Source organism: Mycobacterium sp. 2YAF39 (assembly GCF_052114565.1).
Lineage (GTDB): Bacteria > Actinomycetota > Actinomycetes > Mycobacteriales > Mycobacteriaceae > Mycobacterium.
Map to the genome: position 1 here is coordinate 421,119 of NZ_JBFREZ010000001.1, position 18,563 is coordinate 439,681.

The following is an 18,563-nucleotide window of genomic DNA, read 5'->3' on the forward strand; positions in this document are numbered from 1 at the left end:
GGTGGTGGGAACCGAGGTCGACCTGCTGAAACACCCGGTGGTCTCCGCCGCGGTGGGCACGGTTGCCGTGGCGGTCGGTGCGGCCGGGATCGCATACCGCGTGGCCGAGAAGGTGCCGGTTTTCGGGCCGTTGATGCGGCGCGGCGTCGACGGTCTGTCCGGGCACGGCGACCGCTGGCTGACCGAGAGCGCCGATCAGCTCAAGGCTCTGGTCGCCGCGATTGCGGTCGCTCTGGTGGACCTGGTACTCGACGAGATGGATTTGAACGCCCTCGTCAGCGAGCGCGTCGACATCGATGCGCTCGCCGCTGACATCGACATCGACGCGATCATCAACCGGATCGATCTGATTACGTTGGCGGACAAGGTGATCGAGGGTGTTGACCTGCCCGCGATCATCCGCGAATCGACGAATTCGATGACCGCCGAGGTGATGACCGACGTGCGCACACAGGGTGAACGCGCCGATGACGTCGTGGCGGGAATCGTCAACCGCATGCTGCGGCGTGACCGGGAAAATCGGTGACCGTAGAGGAGTCGGCAGTTGACGCCGAGCGGCCGGCGGGGATCATCACCCGCGGATTGGCCGCAATCTTGGACCTGCTGGTGGTCCTGGTGATCATGGGTGTGCTTTACGGCGGCTTGGTGTTGGTGAGGTTGGTCTATTCGCCTGCGGCCTTCGCCCTGCCGTCGCTGAGCGTCGTGTTCTCGACGCTGGTCACGTTCGTCGTCGCGGTCGTGTACGCCGCGGGATGTTGGTCCGTGTCGGGATCCACCGTGGGTTCGGTGGCGATGGGTCTGCGGGTCGTGGGGCGACGTTCGCAGCGGGTGAGCCTGCTTGTCGGCTTGCTACGTGCGGTCGGCTGTGTATTCTTCCCGATCGGCCTGCTGTGGGTCGTGATCGACTCGAGGCGAAGGTCATTGCAGGACATCGTCTTACGCACGCGGGTGGTCTACTCACGGCCATCCGCAGGCTTGGTCAAGACCTAGGCGGTGCGGACGGGCCGCCCGCGACCAGGCGCGCGGGCGACTCGACTGCGCCGACTAGGCCATGCCGGAGAGTCCGACCGCGACCAGTCCGAGGCCCGAGAGCAGTAAGACCGCTCCGGTGGCCGCAACGGCGAGGGCGCGGATGCGATCGACCATGTGAACTGCTCCTTAGGGGTCGGCGGTGGTGACATCCAAAGACTCGTCCGCGGTGCTTGTCGAATCCTTGTCGAATCCTTGACGTCGACGCGATCGGTCGTCGACCCGTTTCTCCCCGTTTCGATCTTGTGGGCGGCTCTCGGTGGATAGGCTCGTCGACGTCAGGGTCACATCGCCGATCGGGGGACCCACCATGGACAATCGCAAGTACGAGCGCGAAAGCGCCGCGGCGCTCCAGCAGGAGCAGCAGGAGAGCGCCCGCCGATTACGGGAATTTCCCACGTTCGAGAAGTTCTCCGACGAGGACCTCAAGCGTCTCGTCCAGGCGGCGCATCGCACCTCGACATCCGGGCCGTGGCCGCTGATTCGTGAGCAGACCCCGTCGGACGCCTGCTACATCCTGCTCAGCGGGGAGGCCGGGGTGTACGTCGGCCAAGAGCGCATCGCCCTGGTCGGGGCGGGCGAGATCATCGGCGAATCCGCACTTCGCCACGGAAAGCTGCGCAACGCCACCGTGACGACGACAGGCAGGGCCGAGGTATTGCATATCGAGCGTGACGACCTCGAACGCCTGATCACCGACATCCGTGCACTGCGGGAAGCCCTGGACGACACCGTGGCGCGCCACGTGCCGTCGTCGGCCACCGCTGAATAGCGTTGCCGAAGTACGCTACTCGCGGCCGGCGACCGAGGGACTGTGGGGGAACAGCAGTCGCCAGTGCACCTGTATGACCGCGAACAGGAACGCGGTGCTGATCCCGAACAGCAGCACACCGTTCACCGCTTCCAGAGCGCTGAACATCTGAAACCGCTGCGGCAGAACCAGTCCCGGCACCTCAAACGTCGTCAGGGTGGCCACTGCGTAGGTCGTCGCCTGGGTGAACGAATCGAGCGCACCGAGCCACCGGTACGCCAGCGCCCACAGGACACTTTCGACGCCGTGCAAGGCGGCCAGCATCACCGCAACGGCGCCGATGTGGGCGATCACGACGGGCACCGCCCGTCGCCTGTCGGGGGATGGGTTACGCGCTCGGATCCTCGATTCCAGTCCGAACGCCATCAGCACCACCGCGGTCGTGTGAATCGCGATGGTCAGCACAATGAGCGCCAGGCCCAGGCTCCAACTCGCGAAATCCACCCGTCTTGCCTAGCACCGGCGACGCCAGTGAGCGATCACATCCACCGAAGTCGGTCAGACTTCTGTTCTCGGCGGGATCGGCCACCCGAACACCGCGTACGTGTGCATCTTGACGGGTACCCGATCCGGCACGGCGCGGCCACCGGCGGTCAATCCGGGGGAGGACACCATGGGTGAGTACGGGATCGCTGGGCTCTGGGCGCTTCTGGCGCTGGCTCTCGTCGCGGCGGTCCTGATCGCGGCGGCCGGCATGTGGTTGGCGCATCGCACGCTTTCTGACCCAGTGAGCGAAGGACACAATGGCGCGCTGTCGCCATTTCTTACCTGCGTCGGCCTCGTCTACGGAGCCCTGCTCGGGTTCGTGATCGTGGTCGCCTGGGAGCAGTTCTCCTCGGCGGAGGCCAACGTCTCCAATGAGGCGTCGACGGTGATCACGATGTACCGGCAGACCGTAGGGATGCCCGCCCCCGAGCAGGCGCAGATGCGGGTGCTGATTCGCAAGTACACCGACGCCGTCGCCGGCCCCGAATGGCAGGAAGCGATAGGTGGCGGCACCGGGACCGATAGTGCGCGCGACGCCCTCAACGACATGTACCGGGTACTCGGCAGCGAGCAGTCCAGCTTGTCGTCGAGCCCGATCAGTCAGAATTTCCTCGGCCAGCTGACCACCCTGGCGTCGGAGCGCAATCAGCGGATCCTGGACACCAAGCCGCGGATACCCGGCCTGCTCTGGTCGGGCCTGCTGTTCGGCGGCGTCGTCCTTCTGGGACTCGGCGGCTTCATGCGACTGGGCAGCACCCGCGCGCATTTCGGGCTGTTGAGCGCCGTCGCCGTCCTGCTGGGTCTGTTGCTGTTCATCGTCTTCTGGCTGGATCACCCCTTCGGCAACCAGCTGGGTGTGACATCGGAGCCGTTCGAACAATCGCAGCATGCGTTCGACTCGATCGACAAGGGCACGTGAGACCCTGCCAAGCTACGAGCGACGACGTCGCTGAACTCGCTACGCACTTTGTTAGGTGAGCGATTTTGTCGCTCGTAGCTTGGCACTTCGACACACTGCCCTGGAGAGGCGTTCGTCACTTCCCGCCGAACACCACGTTGTGCAGAGGCTCGCCGCGTTCCAGCCGTGCGATGTTGTCGGCGATGTCGTCGGCGCGACCGGCGAAGGTGTCGCTCGTGACGCCCGAGGAGTGCGGCGTCATCAGGATGTTCGGCAGTTCGGCGAACGGCAGATCGCTTGGGGCGCTGATCCCGTCGCCGGACGGGTAGCGGTACCAGACGTCGATCGCGGCGGCCCTGATCACCCCGTCGGCCAGAGCGTCATACAGTGCCTGCTCCTGCACCAGCGGGCCTCGGCCGACGTTGATCAGCACGCCGTCGGCGCCGAGCAGGCGCAGCTGCTCCTCGCCGATCATGCCGACCGTGTGCTCGTTCAGCGGTGCCGACACCACCGCCACATCGCATTCCGACATCAGCCGGTTCAAGTCGCGGGTATCGCCCGCCCACGAGAGCCCGCAGTCGGGCACCCGGCCGGATCCGGTGACGGCCGCCCCGCTGCAACCGAAGGCGCGGAACAGGTTCCACGTATAGCGCCCAATGTGCCCGAACCCGACGAAACCGATGCGCGCATCCCGAAGTGTCGGCGCCTGCGGTATCGCCGGGTCGTAGACGGACGTCGCCCACACATCCCGGCGTAGCTGACGGTCCTGCACCAGGAAGTCGCGGCGCAGCATCACCGCCGCGGCGAGGATGTACTCCGCGATAGATGCTTCGTGGTGAAAGGTGTTGGCCACCAGGATGTCATCGGACACCGCATCGAAGTCGATCTTGTCGGTCCCTGCCCCGACGGAGTGGATGAGCCGGAGCTTCTCGGCTGCCGCCGCCATCTGCGCGGTGAACCGGCTCCCCACGTAGACGTCGGCATCACGCAAGGCATTCGTCGGTACCCCGCCGGGATACCACTCGACCACAGCGTTCGCAGGCAGTGCTGCCTCGAACCGTTCGCGGTGCGGTTCCAGGTTGGTGCCGGCGACAGCGATCTTCATCGCTGCAGGCACGGACGCTTGCTGTCGAACGCCCAGCCGGGGATCAGGTACTGCATGGCGATCGCGTCGTCGCGGCTGCCGAGTCCTTCCTGTTGGTAGAGCTCGTGTGCGGCGGCGACGGCCTCGTCATCGAGTTCCACACCCAGCCCGGCCTTTTCGGGCACCGTGAGGTAGCCGTCGACGATCTCGTAGGGCTGCTTGGTGATGCGCTGTCCGTCCTGCCAGATCCAGTGCGTGTCGATGGCGGTGATGTTTCCGGGCGCTGCGGCGGCGACGTGGGTGAACATCGCCAGCGAAACGTCGAAGTGGTTGTTGGAGTGCGATCCCCACGTCAGGCCCCATGCATCGCAGAGCTGCGCGACGCGAACGGATCCGGCCATCGTCCAGAAGTGCGGGTCGGCGAGGGGGATGTCGACGGCGTTGGCGCGGATCGCGTGTCCGAGCTCGCGCCAGTCGGTGCCGATCATGTTGGTCGCGGTGGGCAGGCCGGTGGCCCGCTTGAACTCGGCCATCACCTCGCGACCGGAGAACCCGCCTTCGGGTCCGACCGGATCCTCGGCGTAGGCGAGCACATCGCTGAGCTCGCGGCAGGTCTTGATCGCATCCGCGAGCAGCCATCCACCGTTGGGGTCCAGGGTGATTCGCGCGTCGGGGAAACGGTCCTTGAGGGCGATGACGGCCTTGGCCTCGTCCGGTGCCGGCAGCACACCACCTTTGAGCTTGAAGTCGCGGAAGCCGTACCGGGCGGCAGCCGCTTCGGCGAGGCGGACGACGGTGTCGGGGGTGAGCGCCTCTTCATGGCGGACCTTCAGCCAGTCGTCGCTGTCGGCGGCCTCGTCGGACGGCGATTGATATGCGAGGTCGGTCTTGGTGCGGTCGCCGACGAAGAACAGGTAGCCCAGTGCCTGCACGCGGTCACGCTGCTGGCCGTCGCCGAGCAGGGCGGCGACCGGGACGTCGAGATGCTTGCCGAGGAGGTCGAGGAGCGCGGACTCGACGGCGGTCACGGCGTGGACGGCGATGCGCAGGTCGAACGTCTGCGCGCCGCGGCCGCCCGCGTCCCGGTCGGCGAACGCGCGCCGCATGTCGTTGAGGATCGCGTGGTGGTCGCCGATGCTGCGGCCGCTGATGATCGCGCGGGCGTCTTCGAGGGTATTGCGGATCGGTTCGCCGCCGGGGACCTCGCCGACCCCGGTGTTGCCCTCGGAGTCGGTGAGGATCAGCAGGTTCCGGGTGAAGAAGGGGCCGTGCGCACCGCTGAGGTTCAGCAGCATGCTGTCGCGCCCGGCGACCGGGATCACCGTGACGTCGCGTACGACGGGGGTGGTCTTGGGGGTTGTCACAGTGAATCTCCTGATACTTGTGTTGCGAACCACTTGTCGCCATTGGCCAGGGGTTTGACCACGCGAGACACCTTGTCTCCCATGGTGCGCAGCGCGTCGGCGATCTCACGTTCGCGCTGCGGGGTCAGTCGGTCGAGAGGTATGGACGCGCTGATCGCGTCCTGCGCGGGCTGGCAGTAATGTAGGGCCACCGCGAAGCAGCGCAACCCCGTGGTGTTCTCCTCGTCGTCGGTGGCGTAGCCGCGGATGCGCACCTCGTCGAGGTGGGCGTCGAGTACGGCGCGGTCGACGATCGTCTTGTCGGTCAACGGTTTGAGCGCTGACGGCACGTGCTCGTCGCGCTCGGAGCCGAATCGTTCCGCGAGAAGCGACTTTCCGAGCGCGGTGGCGTAGGCGGGCAATCGTCGGCCCACGCGGTTCGAGGCCCGGGTGTACTGCTTGGATTCACGCGTCGCGAGGTAGACGATGTCGGTCCCGTCGAGGCGGCCGAGGTGGAAGGTCTCGTCCAGGTCGGCGCGCAGGTCGTCGAGGAACGGCGTGATCAGGGGAAGGTATGGATCGCTGTCCAGATAGCTGGTTCCGACGAGCAGCGCCCGCACGCCGATCGTGTACAAGGTGCCCGTCGCGTCGGTGCGCACCCAGCCCTGCGCGACGAGTGTGCGCAGCAGTGCGTGGGCGCTGCTGCGGGGCATGTCGAGTGCGTGGCTGATCTCGCGCAGTCGCGCCGGTTCGTCATGGCGGGCGGCCAGGAACTCCAGCAGTTCGACAGTGCGGACGGCCGACTTCACCTTGCGGACGACGAGCTCTTCGGACATCTCAGCCTCCCATCGCCAGCAGTTCGCGGCCGATCAGCACGACGGCGCCCACCGCGGAGACACCGATTGCCAACCACCGCAGCCGTTTCGGATCGAGGAATCGGTTCAGCCCGCGGGACAACACATAGCCGGCTATTGCAGCGGGGACGAGGATCGCGAACATCGCCATCGTGTGACCGTTGACGGCGCCGGTGGCGGCGAGCGCGGCGATCGACATGATGGAGCCGACGAGGAAGAATCCGCTCATCGTGCTGCGCAGCCGCGCGCCCTCCTTGCGCTGCCACACCAGGGCCATCGGCGGGCCACCGATCGCCGTCGCGGTGCCGAGCACACCGGAGGCCGCCCCGGCCAGTACGACGTTGCGCCTACGCGCCACCGGGATCCAGCCGAAGCTGGTCAACCCGACGCCGACCAGTACGACCAGGGCGAGCATGATCGCGAGGCCGCGCTCGGGCAGCATCGCCAGCAGCAGCGCACCGGCGATGGTGCCCGGAACGCGGCCGACGAGAGCCCATTTGGCGCCGTGCAGGTCGATGTCCTGACGTTCCCGCGCCAACACCATGAGCGTGACCAGGGTTGCGACCATGATCAGCGTGCCAGGGATCAGGGCGGGGTCGACGAGCGCGACGATCGGCGCGGCCAGCATGCCGATGCCGAACCCGATCGACGCCTGTAATGCCGATGCCAACATGATCGCCGCCGCCACTATGCAGTATCCCCAGACGCTCATACGGTCGCCAGCAGGGACCCCTCGGACAACAGGGGATGGTGGCACTCGGCGACATGCCCCGCGACGTCCGGGTCTGCCGCACTGGGCGGTGTGGTGGTGGCGCAGATCTCGGTGGCCTTCCAGCAGCGGGTGCGGAACCGGCAGCCTGACGGCGGGTCGATGGGTGACGGCACCTCGCCCTTGAGCAGGATGCGATCCTTGCGCAGGGCGCTGTCGAGCTTGGGGGCTGCCGACATCAGCGCCGCGGTGTACGGATGGTTGGGGCGGTCGAAAACCGCTTCGGTTGGGCCGTTTTCGATGATGCGGCCCAGATACATCACCGAGACGCGATCGGCGACGTGCCGGACCACCGACAGGTCGTGGCTGATGAAGATGTAGGCGATGCCCAGCTGCTGCTGAAGCTCGTTGAGCAGATTGAGCACCTGCGCCTGCACCGACAGGTCGAGCGCGGACACCGGCTCGTCGCAGATGATCACGTCGGGGTCCAGTGCGAGCGCGCGGGCGATGCCGATGCGCTGACGCTGGCCGCCGGAGAATTCCTGCGGGTATTTGTCTACGGCCTTGGCGCCGAGACCGACGAGGTCGAGCAGGCCGCGTACCCGCATATCGCGGTCCTTACGGGTTTTGTACATACCCTTGTGGCTGCGCCACGGCTCGGCGATGATGTCGCCGGCCGACATGCGCGAGTTCAGCGAGGCGTACGGGTCCTGGAACACCATCTGCACCCGGCGGCGGAAGTTCAGCAGTTCCTTGCCGCGCAGGCTGAACGGATCGATGCCGTCGAAGCGTACGGACCCCTCATCCGGGCGCTCCAGCATCAGCAACGTCCTTGCCAGCGTGGACTTTCCGCAGCCGGACTCACCGACCAGGCCCAGCGTCTCGCCGCGCTTGAGGTCGAGCGTGATGCCGTCCAGTGCGCACAGCCGCTTCTTGCCGGCGCCCTGCACGCGGAACGTCTTGCGGAGGTCGCGGACCTCGAGCAAAGGGTTTTCATCCATCGTCTTTTGATCAGACACTGTGCACCTCTTCGGGGAAGTGGCAGGCGGCCATACGGCCAGCTGCCACGGTTTCGAGCGTCGGGCGCTTGGTGGCGCAGATGTCGCGGGCCAGCGGGCAGCGGGCCTGGTACACGCAGCCCTCGGGGATGGCCTGCAGGTCGGGTGGGGACCCGCCGATGGACCTCAGCTCGTCGCCGCGGCGTGCGTTGACGGGCACCGAGTTCAGCAGGCCCTTCGTGTAGGGATGCTTGGGGTTGGCGAAAACCTCTGATACCGCGCCCGTTTCGACGATGTTGCCTGCGTACATCACCGCGACGCGGTCGGCTTCCTCGGCGACCAGGGCCAGGTCGTGGGTGATGAGGACGACGGCCATGTCGAACTCGGTGCGCAGGTCGCGCAGCAGCGCCATGATCTGCGCCTGCACGGTGACGTCGAGTGCGGTGGTGGGCTCGTCGGCGATGAGCACGCTGGGGTTGAGTGCGACGGCCATCGCGATGAGCAGACGTTGGCGCATACCGCCGGAGAACTGGTGCGGGTAGGAGTTCAACCGGGATTCGGGCTGCGGGATGCCGACACGGGTCATCAGGTCGACGGCCTTGCGCTTGGCTTCCTTGGCGGACAGGTTGTGGTGAATCCGGAACGGTTCGGCGAGTTGAGTTCCCACGGTGTACAGCGGGTTGAGCGCCGTCAGCGCGTCCTGGAAGACGATCGCGAGTTCGGTGCCCGCCATCTCGCGCCGCTTGGCCCGGCCGACGGTGAACAGGTCGACGCCGCCGAGGGCGGCGGATCCTTCGACGACCTCGGCGACGGGTTCGAGCAGACCGACGAGCGCGGTGGCGGTCATCGATTTGCCGCAGCCGGATTCGCCGAGCAGGGCCAGGGTTTCACCCCGACGGGCCTGAAAGCTGACCTCGTTGACGGCGCGGACGGTGCCGCTGATGGTGCGGATCTCGACGCTCATGCCGTCGACGTCCAGCACGGGCTTGTCGTCGGTCTGTCCGACGGTCGGCTTGTGGTCTATTGCAGCGGTCATGGCGGCCTCTCAGATGCGCTTCGTGGTCTTGGCGAAGCGGGACAGCTTCTTCTGCGGGACGGTCAGGCGCCACCGCTGTGCGGGATCGGTGGCGATGCGGGCCCATGCGGCCAGGATGGTGGCCGACACGGTGGTGATGACGATGGCCAGGCCGGGGAAGAACGACAGCCACCACGCGGTGTGCAGGTAGGTGCGGCCCTGCGACACCATCAGGCCCCAGCTGACGTCGGGCGGCTGGATGCCGATACCCAGGAAACTCAAGGAGCTCTCCGCCAGCATCACGTAGCAGAAGTCCAGTGTCGCGACGGTGAGCAGTGTCGGCAGCACGATCGGCAGGACGTGGCGCCAGATGATGTCGCGTGCGGGAGCGCCGAACGTGCGGGCGGCGTCGACGAACAGCCGGCTCTGCAGTTCGGCGGATTCGGCGCGGGCGGTGCGCAGATACACGGGGATGCGGGTGATCGCCAGCACGAGAACGATGTTCGCGGCGCTGGGCGAGAACACGTACAGGACGACGACCGCCAGCAGCAGCGACGGGAAGCTCATGATGACGTCGGCGATGCGCATGGCCACGGTCTCGCGCCAGCCGCGGTAGAAGCCGGCCCACATGCCGATGGCCGAGCCGACGACCGCGGAGAGGACGACGGCGGGGATCGCGACGGACAGCGTCGTCTGGCACGCGACGATCAGGCGGGCCAGCATGCTGCGGCCCAGCGGGTCGGTGCCGAGGAAGTTGGCCCAGCCGTGGGCGAAGGTGAACGGCGCCTGGTTGGAGTTGTCCAGGTCGATCTTGGTGGCGAGATCGCCGACGAGCATGGGCCCGAAGATCGCTGTGAGGAAGACGAAGCTCAGGATCACGGCCGCGACGGCGGCGACGCGGTCGTTGAGCAGCATGCTGAACCACTTCGATGCAATGCCCTTTTTGGCGCCGTCTTGCCCAGGCTCGCCGACGATGGCGGTGGTCGGCTTGACGGGTACGAGATCGATTCCAGAGCTCATTGTCTTAGGTCTCCCTATCGCCTTCTAGATCCGGGCCGGTTCGCGGACGCGAGCGTCGAGCAGCGCGTAGCAGGCGTCGATGAGGATGTTGAGCAGGAAGATGCTCACGGCGGTCAGCAGGACGGCGGCCTGCAGGACGGCGAAGTCGCGTTGCAGGATCGCGTCGATCATCAGCTTGCCGATGCCGGGCCAGCCGAAGATGGCTTCGACGACCACCGCGCCGTTGATCAGGCCGACGGCCAGGTCGCCTGCGACTGTCAGCGCCGGGGCGGCCGCGTTGCGCAGCGCGTGGTGGCTGACGACGCGGAAGTCGCTGGCGCCCTTGCTGCGGGCCAGTCGCACATATGGCGCCGAGAGTGCGGAAACCATTGCGCCGCGGACGACTTGGGTGAGCACGCCGAGCGGCCGGATCATCAGGGTGGCGATCGGCAGGATCCAGGACAGGATGCCGCTGTCGACACCGGAGGTGGGCAGCACACCGAGGAGCACCGCGAAGAGCCAGACGCCGGTGATGGCGAACCAGAAATCGGGGATCGATGCGGCGGTCATGGACAGCAGGCTTGAGAATCGGTCGGCCAGCGAGTTGGGCCGGTAGGCGGCCCAGCAGCCGATGACGATGGCACCTACGACGGCGAGAAGCATTGTGGTGAACGCCAACTGCAGCGTGGCGGGGAACGCGCGGAAGGCCATCTCGGAGGCGGACTCACCGGTGCGCAGCGAGGTGCCGAAGTCGAAATGGATGACGCCCTTGAAGTACTCGACGAGCTGCGTCCACACCGGCTGGTCGAAACCGTTGGCCTGTGCGAAGGCGGCGCGCTGTTCGGGTGTCGCCGACTCGGGCATGTACAGGTTGGTGGGGTCACCGGTGAGACGGGCGAGCAGGAACACGCCGAGCAGCACGATGATCAAAGGCAGTGCGCTGGTGTATGTCCGGCGCCGGATGAAGGAGAACATGGGGGCTGGCCTTCCTTACTGCTACTGGGCGACCGTGGGGGTGGCGGAACCGGCGGGCGTCATCTCGGCCAGCCGCATCTCGTCACCGGTGGCGGAGTTGGGGGTGTAGTTCACGCGGGGCGACTTTCCGAGGATGCCCTTCATGTGGGCGATGTAGGCCATCTGCATGATCTCCTGCGGCTCCTCGGCGAAGAGCTTGGCGAACGCATCCTGGCGCTGCTGTCCGGTGAGGGCTTCCGCGGCGCCGATCTTCGTGTCGAATTCCGGTGTGCCGTAGGCAGCCTGGGGACCGTCGGACAGCATGTACTGGTCCATGGTGAACGCGGCGTCACCGGCCTGGTTGCCGTGCATGATCATCAGCAGGTAGGGGCCGGCGCCCTCGGGGAACGGCCGCAGCTGGTACAGCAGCTGGTTGGACGTGTCCATCATCTCGATCTTGACGTTCAGCCCGATCTCGGAGAACTCGCTTTGCAGCACCTCGATGGTCTCGCTGATCTTCGGGAACTGCGCGGTGCGGCCGATGAGGCGGATCTGGGTGTCGACGGGCACACCGTCGGCCCTGGCTTCGTCGATGAGTTGCTTGGCCTTGTCGGCGTCATGTGGCCACAGCTGCAGGTCCGAGTTGTAGCCGACGACGCCGGAGGGGATCAGCTGGGAGGCGGGGTCACCGAGACCGCGGAACAGCGCCTTGACGATGCCTTCGCGGTTGACGGCGTAGTTGATGGCCTGCCGCACACGAATGTCGTTGAGCGGCGGCTCGGTCGCCTGCATGCGAAGGGCGGTGGTCTCGTTGTTCTGGAACGGCACGCCGAGTTCTTCGGCGCCGTCCTCGGGCCCGAGGCTCACGGCGATGTCGGTCTCGTCGTTGGTGATCATCGCGGCGCGGACGCTGCCCTCACTGCGCCACTGGTATTCGGCCTTGGCGAATGCCGGCTTCTCGCCCCAGTAGGTGTCGTTGCGCTTGAGGAACAGCTTCTGCCCGTACTCCCAGTCGTCGATCGTGTAGGGACCGGTGCCGATCGGTTCGCGAACCTTTTCGGTCATGGAAGTGGCGGTCGGCACGATCTCGACGAACGAGATACGCAGCGGCAGAATCGGATCCGGCGTCTTGGTGCCGACGACCAGGGTGTTGTCGTCGGGGGTGCTGAGTTCGAGCTTGTCGTCGCCGAACACGTAGCCGTCGACGTTGCAGTTCAGGTCGGAGTTCACGGCCCGGTCGATCGAGTAGGCGGCGTCCTTGGCCGTCATCGGCGCGCCGTTGGAGAAGGTGACGCCGTCGCGGACCTTGAACGTCCACTGGTTCGGCGAGGTTTGGCGCCACTCGGTGGCGAGCAGCGGCTGCAAGTCGCCCGAGTTGGGGTCGCGCTCGATGAGCGGTTCGGTGATGTTGGAGCGGACGACGATGCCGGTGGAGGTCAATGAGCTCTCGCACGGCTCCAGGGTCGGCGGCTCCTGGGCCAGCACGATGCGCAGGGTGTTGGGGTCGTAGCCGCCGTGGCGGGAGTTGGCGACGGTGCAGCCGGAGGCAGCCACGGTGACTCCCGCGAGGGCGACGGCCAGGATGCGGCGTCGGCGGGCAGAGCGTGGGCTCCTGGAAAGCATGCGTTCCTCCCGGGCTGTGGGGTGACGTCCACGTATGTGGATGGCACTTGTGATCGCAGACACACGGTAAGGACGGTCTTTCGACAGCGTCAACCCCGGCCAAATGGCGAAATCGACTGTTTTTGGGACGGTCGTTCAACTCGTGGCGACCCTCAGATAGCGTTTCTGAGCTGCAGTGTTGCCGCCCTGGGCAACCTTCCGATACCCCACGGCGGTCGACGGTCGGTCAGTGATGCGCTTTCGATATAAGTCCATGCGAATTGAATGTTGGACGGGTATCCGCAGGTCGTCGTAGCGTGGGCAGCACTATGAGCACTCGATCCGTATTGCAGGTTGGCCCGCTGAAGCCGTCGTTGGCGCAGACGCTGCGCGACGATTACGCGGCGTACGTACTGCCCGATGAGCCCGCGGATTTTCTCGCCGAGCACGGTGCCGAGATCCGCGCGGTGGTGACGTCGGGACGCACCGGTGTGGACGCGGCGTTGATGGCGGCGCTGCCGAATCTCGGCGCGGTGGTGAACTTCGGCGTCGGCTACGACACGACGGATGTCGACGCGGCAGCTGCTCGCGGCGTGGCCGTGAGCAACACCCCGGACGTGCTGACCGACTGCGTGGCGGATACGGCCGTTGGGCTGATGCTCGACACGCTGCGCCAGTTCTCGGCGTCGGATCGCTACGTGCGGGCCGGCCGGTGGCCGGTCGACGGGAGCTATCCGCTGACGCGTCAGGTGAGCAACACCCGCGTCGGGATCATCGGGCTGGGCCGCATCGGCAGCGCAATAGCCAAGCGGCTCAGTGCTTTCGGATGCACGATCTCCTATCACAACCGGCGTGAGGTCGACGAGTCGCCCTACACGTATGTGGGCTCGCCGGTAGAGTTGGCTGCCGCGGTCGACGTCCTGATCGTGGCGGCGGCAGGCGGCGCGGGCACCCAGAAACTGGTGAGCAGCGAGGTGATCGACGCGCTCGGATCACGCGGATACCTGATCAACATCGCCCGCGGCAGCGTCGTCGACGAAGAGGCATTGGTGTCGGCGTTGGTCGACGGTCGGCTGGCCGGCGCAGGCCTGGACGTTTTCGCGGATGAGCCGAACGTGCCGGAGGCGCTGCTGTCGATGGACAACGTCGTCGTGCTGCCGCACGTCGCGAGCGGCACCGTCGAGACCCGCGCGGCGATGGAGGACCTCACGCTGCGCAACCTGAACAGCTTCCTCGAGTCGGGAGTGCTCGTCACTCCCGTCCCGATGCCGGTCACAGCCTCGGGCTAGCTCGGTCGCGGGTAATTGTCGAGGATTTGGCGAGCCCCACAGCGACGGCGGCGGTCCCGCGTGCGAAGGTTTGCGGATGGCTCAAAACGGCGATAGCGGCACTATGGGGGGCACGAGTCCATGTCGTTAGCCGAAGGCGACGTCTTCGCCGGTTACACCGTCGTGCGCAAGCTGGGCGCAGGCGGCATGGGCGAGGTGTACCTCGTCCAGCATCCCCGGTTGCCGCGGTACGACGCCCTCAAGATCCTGCCGATGGAGCTGACGACCGACCGCGAGTACGCGGAGCGCTTCAACCGCGAGGCCAACGTAGTTGCGCGACTGTGGCATCCGCACATCGTGGGCGTCCACGACCGCGGCGAGTACGACGGCCAGCTGTGGATCACGATGGACTTCGTCGAAGGCACCGACGCGGCGAGGATGCTCGCCGAGCGTGGGGGCGGCGGTCTGCCACCCGAGGATGTCGTGCGGATCGTGACGGCGGTGGCCGACGCGCTGGACTATGCGCATCAGCAGGAGCTGCTGCACCGCGACGTCAAACCGTCGAATATCCTTCTGGCTCAGTCAAACTCGAAGTTCAGCCGCGCGCTGCTTGCGGACTTCGGGATCGCCCGTATGGTGAAGGACACGGCAGGTCTGACGGCCACCGACATGACCGTCGGCACGGTGGCCTATGCCGCGCCCGAACAGCTCATGGGACACGCTCTCGATGGTCGGGCCGACCAGTACGCGCTGGCCGCCACCGCGTTCCATCTCCTCACCGGCCAGCAGTTGTTCCAGCACGACAATCCCGCGGTGGTCATCAGTAATCACCTCACGGCCAGCCCGCCTTCCATCGGCGACCGCATTCCCGAACTCTCCGGGCTGGGACCCGCGTTCGATCGCGCGTTGGCCAAGTCGCCCGCCGACCGTTTCGACTCGTGCACCGAATTCGCCGAGGCGATGGCCCATGGCCTGTCTGCGGCGGCGCAGGGGCTGGGCGCGACGGACAGAACGGTGCAGGCACTGCCGTCGGGAAAGCGGAAAAAGCAGAGGTCAACGGGTGCTGGTGAGTCGCACCGCTTGCGGTACGCCCTGCTGGCGGCGGGTGTGGTCGCGGTGCTCGGCGGCGCGGCGATCGCGATCGGCCTGGCCATCACGACAAAGGATGAGCAACCCGCTGCGCAGCGTCCACCGGTCCAGCCGACGGTCAATTCCCCGGCCGTTCCCGTGGTCCGGATCGGTGCGGACTGCGACCCCCTCGGTTCCGCCGGTGTGGCGACGAGCGGGCAGCAGGCGTACTGCTCGCGATTCCCCGCCACCAATGCCCAGCTGTGGTCGGTGTATCAGGGCGCCGTGACGAGCTTGGATCCGACGGCCGCGCCCGCGTCTACCGATGAGGTGTTTCCGCCGGGCATCGAGGAACAGGTGCAGGTCTGCGTGACTCAAACCGACAAGACCCGAGCTGAATGCCGCCAGGACGTCCGCGACGGCAACCTCTCGGGGCCCGCCTAGCGTTCTCGGGTCAGTAGTTGTTGCAGGTGCCCGCGACCGCCAGCATCGTGTCGAGATACTGCGCGGCGGCCGGCATGGCTGAGAGCCGCTGGGCCGTCACCTGACGCTGAGGAACAGGGGAAGCAAGGAAGTCCTGCACGACGCCGTTGGCCATGGGCGAGCTGGTCAGATCGGCCGCAGCGGCGGGGTCTTGCGCGTTGAGCGCGCCGAGCACCTGTGGGTAGGTGCATGTGGTGTTGATGATCGGGGAGAGATCCTGTGCAGACGCCATTCCGGCGCCAGCGGTCAACGACAACACCAGACCGCCGGAGACGACGAGAACTTTCGCTATAGACCGCATACCGCGAAGTTAGCACGGCTTAGCTGCGCTCGCCAGATTTTGGTGAGCTAGCCAAAGCCTATTCCGCTTGCGGCAGAACATCTCTGAGCAAGGTCTAAGAAATAGGTGTCGCTCATAAGAATTCAGAACAACAGTTCGCTCAGAGATCGTTCGACCAGTTTCTCAGGTTCCTCACGGATTCCGACGTTGGCGAGGTGGCTTCCGATCGTCAGCGTCGAAACACCATGCAGCAGTGACCAAACCGGCCCGGCGATGTCGCGCGGATTACCTGCGGGCAGCAGCCCGGCCTCCTGGCACCGCACGATCGTGTCGAGCAAGTCCTTGAAGGCCCGCTCACCGGCTGCTCGCACCTCGGGACTCTCGGTGTTGTCGAGCTCGGAGCCGAACATGACCTGGTAGTAGTCGGGATGGGTGACGGCCCACCGGACATATGCCCTGCCCATCGCGAACACTTGCTCGGAAAGGTCGTCCGTGGCTGTGACCGTGGCGTCCAGCGCCTCGTGGAGCTGGACGAAGCCCTGAGCGGCCGCGGCGGCCAGCAATTGCGTCTTGTCGGCGAAGTGCCGGTACGGCGCCGCGGCGCTGACCCCCGCGCGCCGGGCCACCTCGCGCAGCGTGAACCCTTTAGGCCCCTTTTCCTGCACCAACTGCAGCGCAGCGTCCGTCAGCGCCCGCTTCAGGTCCCCGTGGTGGTAGCTGCCGCGGGCCGATCCCGCGGTGTCGGGAATCTCCACTGGACGAGGCATGTTTACAACGCTAACATCGAATGATGTTAATAGTGTTTACATGGATGGGAGCGGGACATGGAGCAGGCGACCGCAGCGCGTGACGCCGAGCGGATGGTTGCCGAGGTCCGCGACGACCCCGCCGCTCGAATTCGTCTCGTCGCGGACACGTACGCGCTCCGCAACGTGCGTCGGCCCTACCGCACGTACCGACGGGCGGTCGTCGCGTTCATGCGATGGCAGCAGGCGCGGGGTGTGCTCAACGCGTTGGATGCCGAGACGCCGGGCAGTCCGTGGTGGCGCGCCGTCAACGAGGACCTGCTGCGAGACACTCTCGAAGCTCGACTTCTGGTGGAGCGTGAGGACTCGGTGGCATCCAGTGCGACCGTGCAGCACTGGGTCGACTTCTTCCGCGCACCGTCGGCGCGGTCGTGGTATCTGGCCCACAACGCGAGCGTTGTCGCCGGCTACCTGTCGCACGTGGACCTCGCCGCGCGGGAAGCGCAGGCCGAGCGGTTCTTCATGAACGTGGTGCTGGTGCGGGTGCTGTACGCACACGCGTTGGTGATCGACGCCGATCTGGCGCTCGGCCGATTCGCGTTCGTCGCAAGGCTCGTGGGTCATCCGCGGGCGCGTGGACCGCAGACGCTGTTGTCGATGAAAGACGTTCTGCCCGTTAGCTACCCGATCGCCGACGTCGAGATCGACGAAATCGTCGCCACCGAGAACAGATTCTTCCGGATGGTGGACTTCGGAGTGATCGCCACGCGGGCCGACGCGCTCTATGCCGCCTCGGCGCGCGTCCTCGCCGAGCCGCGCCTCCTCGATCTCATCGACGAGGGCACACCCGCCTACGCATGGCCCGCCGATCAACGACACGTGTGGACGCCGCCGACGCAGCGATGGCTCGCCTGGCTCGAGTTCCTGACCCGCCCTCGGGCTGAGCCGACTCTTAGCTCAGCACGTCCTCGACCAGATCGTCGGTCGTCCACTCCCGTTGCGGCAGAACGTCTCTGAGCAGACGCAGCAGGGCCGGATTCCTGCTGTCCCCGCGCCATACGGCGTCGAGCTCCACGGGGCGTTCGCGGAAGGCGCCGATGCTGCGGAAGACGACGTTGTCCGGATGCAGCGTCGCAGCCGACGCGGGAACCAGTGCGATGCCGATACCGGTGCGCACCAGCACCAGCATCGTGTGCACCTGCGTCACATACTGCACATAGCGCGGCGACGCCCCGGCGATGGTGAACGTGCTGATGAGCAACTCGTTGAAATACCGTGCCTGGACCGGCGAATACATGATGACGTCCTGGCCGTCGAGGTCGTTGAGCGTCAGCTGACGGTTGATCGCCGCGAGCGGATGTTCTTCCGGGAGTGCGGCGATCAACTGTTCGTGCAGCAGGGGACGCGAAACCAGCCCGGGGCGCTTCACCGGCGGGCGCGCCATGCCCAGATCCACTTCACCACTCATCAGACCTTCGAGCTGGACGGCGGTGACCATCTCGCGCAGGTCGAGTTTCACGTCGGGCAGCTTCTCGCGCGCCGCACTGAGCAGTCGCGGGAGCACCACGTGGGCGGACGCCGCGGTGAAGCCGACGACCACCGTGCCGAGATCCCCTTCCGGGATCCGCTTGACGGTCTGGGCGGCGCCTTCGGCGAGTTGGAGGATGCGTCGCGCGTCGGGGAGGAAGGCGACGCCGGCTGGGGTGAGCGTGACGGTTCGGGTGGTGCGGTCGATGAGTTGGACGCCGAGCTCGCTCTCGAGCTGCTGGATCTGGCGGCTCAGTGGGGGCTGGGTCATGTGGAGGCGTTCGGCGGCGCGGCCGAAGTGCAGCTCTTCGGCGACGGCGACGAAGCAGGACAGCCGGGCGAGTGAAAACACTGATGCACTCCTCGCATCACTACACGCAATTTGCGCGGCGATGGTGCATGAGTCTAG

Annotated in this window: 20 protein-coding genes; 7 read left to right on the top strand and 13 right to left on the bottom strand. The window is 66.4% G+C overall.

The genetic code is table 11. The features are described from left to right. Window positions 1-4: 4 nt before the first annotated feature. From AB4Z42_RS02140 to AB4Z42_RS02150, 3 genes are all read left to right on the top strand, one after another. Entirely contained in the window at window positions 5-526 is a 522-nt protein-coding gene (locus tag AB4Z42_RS02140) for a hypothetical protein (RefSeq protein WP_442007463.1), read from the top strand. After that, window positions 523-990, top strand: coding sequence for an RDD family protein (locus AB4Z42_RS02145; protein WP_442007464.1), 468 nt, complete (start codon window positions 523-525; stop codon window positions 988-990). Before AB4Z42_RS02140 ends, AB4Z42_RS02145 begins: the two co-directional genes overlap by 4 nt. A 349-nt stretch (window positions 991-1,339) precedes the next feature. Further along, window positions 1,340-1,801 (top strand): cyclic nucleotide-binding domain-containing protein, encoded by a 462-nt coding sequence (locus AB4Z42_RS02150; protein ID WP_442007465.1) that lies wholly within the window; start codon window positions 1,340-1,342, stop codon window positions 1,799-1,801. A gap of 15 nt (window positions 1,802-1,816) precedes the next feature. Here the strand turns inward: AB4Z42_RS02150 and AB4Z42_RS02155 are convergent, their stop codons facing one another. Then, entirely contained in the window at window positions 1,817-2,284 is a 468-nt protein-coding gene (locus tag AB4Z42_RS02155) for a hypothetical protein (protein ID WP_442007466.1), read from the bottom strand. A 169-nt stretch (window positions 2,285-2,453) separates the two neighbouring features. Here AB4Z42_RS02155 and AB4Z42_RS02160 point away from each other — a divergent pair, with 169 nt between their 5' ends. Beyond that, window positions 2,454-3,245, top strand: a complete 792-nt coding sequence (locus AB4Z42_RS02160; RefSeq protein WP_442007467.1) for a bestrophin-like domain — start codon at window positions 2,454-2,456, stop codon at window positions 3,243-3,245. Window positions 3,246-3,360: 115 nt separating this feature from the next. Here the strand turns inward: AB4Z42_RS02160 and AB4Z42_RS02165 are convergent, their stop codons facing one another. The 9 genes from AB4Z42_RS02165 to AB4Z42_RS02205 form a co-directional block, all read right to left on the bottom strand. After that, entirely contained in the window at window positions 3,361-4,329 is a 969-nt protein-coding gene (locus tag AB4Z42_RS02165) for a 2-hydroxyacid dehydrogenase (protein ID WP_442008092.1), read from the bottom strand. Further along, complete coding sequence (locus AB4Z42_RS02170; RefSeq protein WP_442007468.1) at window positions 4,326-5,672, bottom strand: enolase C-terminal domain-like protein; 1,347 nt, start codon at window positions 5,670-5,672, stop codon at window positions 4,326-4,328. The genes AB4Z42_RS02165 and AB4Z42_RS02170 overlap by 4 nt, the downstream gene beginning before the upstream one ends. Further along, window positions 5,669-6,487 (bottom strand): IclR family transcriptional regulator, encoded by an 819-nt coding sequence (locus tag AB4Z42_RS02175; RefSeq protein WP_442007469.1) that lies wholly within the window; start codon window positions 6,485-6,487, stop codon window positions 5,669-5,671. Before AB4Z42_RS02175 ends, AB4Z42_RS02170 begins: the two co-directional genes overlap by 4 nt. Before the next feature lies 1 nt (window position 6,488). After that, window positions 6,489-7,217 carry a sulfite exporter TauE/SafE family protein gene (locus tag AB4Z42_RS02180; protein WP_442007470.1) on the bottom strand — a complete coding sequence of 243 codons (729 nt, stop codon included), beginning with the start codon at window positions 7,215-7,217 and terminating at the stop codon, window positions 6,489-6,491. Continuing rightward, complete coding sequence (locus tag AB4Z42_RS02185; RefSeq protein ID WP_442007471.1) at window positions 7,214-8,215, bottom strand: ABC transporter ATP-binding protein; 1,002 nt, start codon at window positions 8,213-8,215, stop codon at window positions 7,214-7,216. The genes AB4Z42_RS02180 and AB4Z42_RS02185 overlap by 4 nt, the downstream gene beginning before the upstream one ends. A gap of 10 nt (window positions 8,216-8,225) precedes the next feature. Continuing rightward, on the bottom strand, window positions 8,226-9,176 hold the full coding sequence (locus AB4Z42_RS02190) for an ABC transporter ATP-binding protein (protein ID WP_442008093.1): 951 nt from the start codon (window positions 9,174-9,176) through the stop codon (window positions 8,226-8,228). Between the two features lie 81 nt (window positions 9,177-9,257). Beyond that, entirely contained in the window at window positions 9,258-10,247 is a 990-nt protein-coding gene (locus AB4Z42_RS02195) for an ABC transporter permease (protein WP_442007472.1), read from the bottom strand. 24 nt (window positions 10,248-10,271) lie between these two features. After that, the gene (locus AB4Z42_RS02200) at window positions 10,272-11,201 is read right to left on the bottom strand and encodes an ABC transporter permease (RefSeq protein ID WP_442007473.1); all 930 of its coding nucleotides are present in this window, start codon (window positions 11,199-11,201) and stop codon (window positions 10,272-10,274) included. 21 nt (window positions 11,202-11,222) lie between these two features. Then, the gene (locus AB4Z42_RS02205) at window positions 11,223-12,803 is read right to left on the bottom strand and encodes an ABC transporter substrate-binding protein (RefSeq protein WP_442007474.1); all 1,581 of its coding nucleotides are present in this window, start codon (window positions 12,801-12,803) and stop codon (window positions 11,223-11,225) included. A gap of 308 nt (window positions 12,804-13,111) precedes the next feature. Here AB4Z42_RS02205 and AB4Z42_RS02210 point away from each other — a divergent pair, with 308 nt between their 5' ends. Together AB4Z42_RS02210 and AB4Z42_RS02215 are read left to right on the top strand one after the other, a co-directional pair. Continuing rightward, entirely contained in the window at window positions 13,112-14,071 is a 960-nt protein-coding gene (locus AB4Z42_RS02210; protein WP_442007475.1) for a 2-hydroxyacid dehydrogenase, read from the top strand. Between the two features lie 120 nt (window positions 14,072-14,191). Then, on the top strand, window positions 14,192-15,562 hold the full coding sequence (locus tag AB4Z42_RS02215) for a serine/threonine-protein kinase (protein WP_442007476.1): 1,371 nt from the start codon (window positions 14,192-14,194) through the stop codon (window positions 15,560-15,562). A 10-nt stretch (window positions 15,563-15,572) separates the two neighbouring features. Here AB4Z42_RS02215 and AB4Z42_RS02220 read toward each other — a convergent pair whose 3' ends face one another. Then, window positions 15,573-15,902 (bottom strand): hemophore-related protein, encoded by a 330-nt coding sequence (locus AB4Z42_RS02220; RefSeq protein WP_442007477.1) that lies wholly within the window; start codon window positions 15,900-15,902, stop codon window positions 15,573-15,575. Between the two features lie 122 nt (window positions 15,903-16,024). Further along, a complete protein-coding gene (locus tag AB4Z42_RS02225; protein WP_442007478.1) occupies window positions 16,025-16,648 on the bottom strand; it encodes a TetR/AcrR family transcriptional regulator in 624 nt (207 codons plus the stop codon). A 57-nt stretch (window positions 16,649-16,705) separates the two neighbouring features. Between AB4Z42_RS02225 and AB4Z42_RS02230 the strand changes: the two genes are divergently transcribed. Further along, window positions 16,706-17,644, top strand: a complete 939-nt coding sequence (locus AB4Z42_RS02230) for a hypothetical protein (protein WP_442007479.1) — start codon at window positions 16,706-16,708, stop codon at window positions 17,642-17,644. On the opposite strand, the gene AB4Z42_RS02235 is transcribed toward AB4Z42_RS02230, so the two are convergent. Then, window positions 17,580-18,506: a LysR substrate-binding domain-containing protein gene (locus AB4Z42_RS02235; protein ID WP_442007480.1), complete on the bottom strand. Its 927-nt coding sequence runs from the start codon at window positions 18,504-18,506 to the stop codon at window positions 17,580-17,582. The two genes, AB4Z42_RS02230 and AB4Z42_RS02235, sit on opposite strands and share 65 nt — an antisense overlap. Window positions 18,507-18,563 lie beyond the last annotated feature (57 nt).

Coding starts and splice junctions, on each gene's coding strand:
- AB4Z42_RS02150 (WP_442007465.1), top strand. CDS start 1,340: ATGGACAATCGCAAGTACGAGCGCGAAAGCGCCGCGGCGCTCCAGCAG.
- AB4Z42_RS02160 (WP_442007467.1), top strand. CDS start 2,454: ATGGGTGAGTACGGGATCGCTGGGCTCTGGGCGCTTCTGGCGCTGGCT.
- AB4Z42_RS02165 (WP_442008092.1), bottom strand. CDS start 4,329: ATGAAGATCGCTGTCGCCGGCACCAACCTGGAACCGCACCGCGAACGG.
- AB4Z42_RS02175 (WP_442007469.1), bottom strand. CDS start 6,487: ATGTCCGAAGAGCTCGTCGTCCGCAAGGTGAAGTCGGCCGTCCGCACT.
- AB4Z42_RS02180 (WP_442007470.1), bottom strand. CDS start 7,217: ATGAGCGTCTGGGGATACTGCATAGTGGCGGCGGCGATCATGTTGGCA.
- AB4Z42_RS02185 (WP_442007471.1), bottom strand. CDS start 8,215: ATGGATGAAAACCCTTTGCTCGAGGTCCGCGACCTCCGCAAGACGTTC.
- AB4Z42_RS02190 (WP_442008093.1), bottom strand. CDS start 9,176: ATGAGCGTCGAGATCCGCACCATCAGCGGCACCGTCCGCGCCGTCAAC.
- AB4Z42_RS02195 (WP_442007472.1), bottom strand. CDS start 10,247: ATGAGCTCTGGAATCGATCTCGTACCCGTCAAGCCGACCACCGCCATC.
- AB4Z42_RS02200 (WP_442007473.1), bottom strand. CDS start 11,201: ATGTTCTCCTTCATCCGGCGCCGGACATACACCAGCGCACTGCCTTTG.
- AB4Z42_RS02205 (WP_442007474.1), bottom strand. CDS start 12,803: ATGCTTTCCAGGAGCCCACGCTCTGCCCGCCGACGCCGCATCCTGGCC.
- AB4Z42_RS02210 (WP_442007475.1), top strand. CDS start 13,112: ATGAGCACTCGATCCGTATTGCAGGTTGGCCCGCTGAAGCCGTCGTTG.
- AB4Z42_RS02215 (WP_442007476.1), top strand. CDS start 14,192: ATGTCGTTAGCCGAAGGCGACGTCTTCGCCGGTTACACCGTCGTGCGC.
- AB4Z42_RS02220 (WP_442007477.1), bottom strand. CDS start 15,902: ATGCGGTCTATAGCGAAAGTTCTCGTCGTCTCCGGCGGTCTGGTGTTG.
- AB4Z42_RS02225 (WP_442007478.1), bottom strand. CDS start 16,648: ATGCCTCGTCCAGTGGAGATTCCCGACACCGCGGGATCGGCCCGCGGC.
- AB4Z42_RS02230 (WP_442007479.1), top strand. CDS start 16,706: ATGGAGCAGGCGACCGCAGCGCGTGACGCCGAGCGGATGGTTGCCGAG.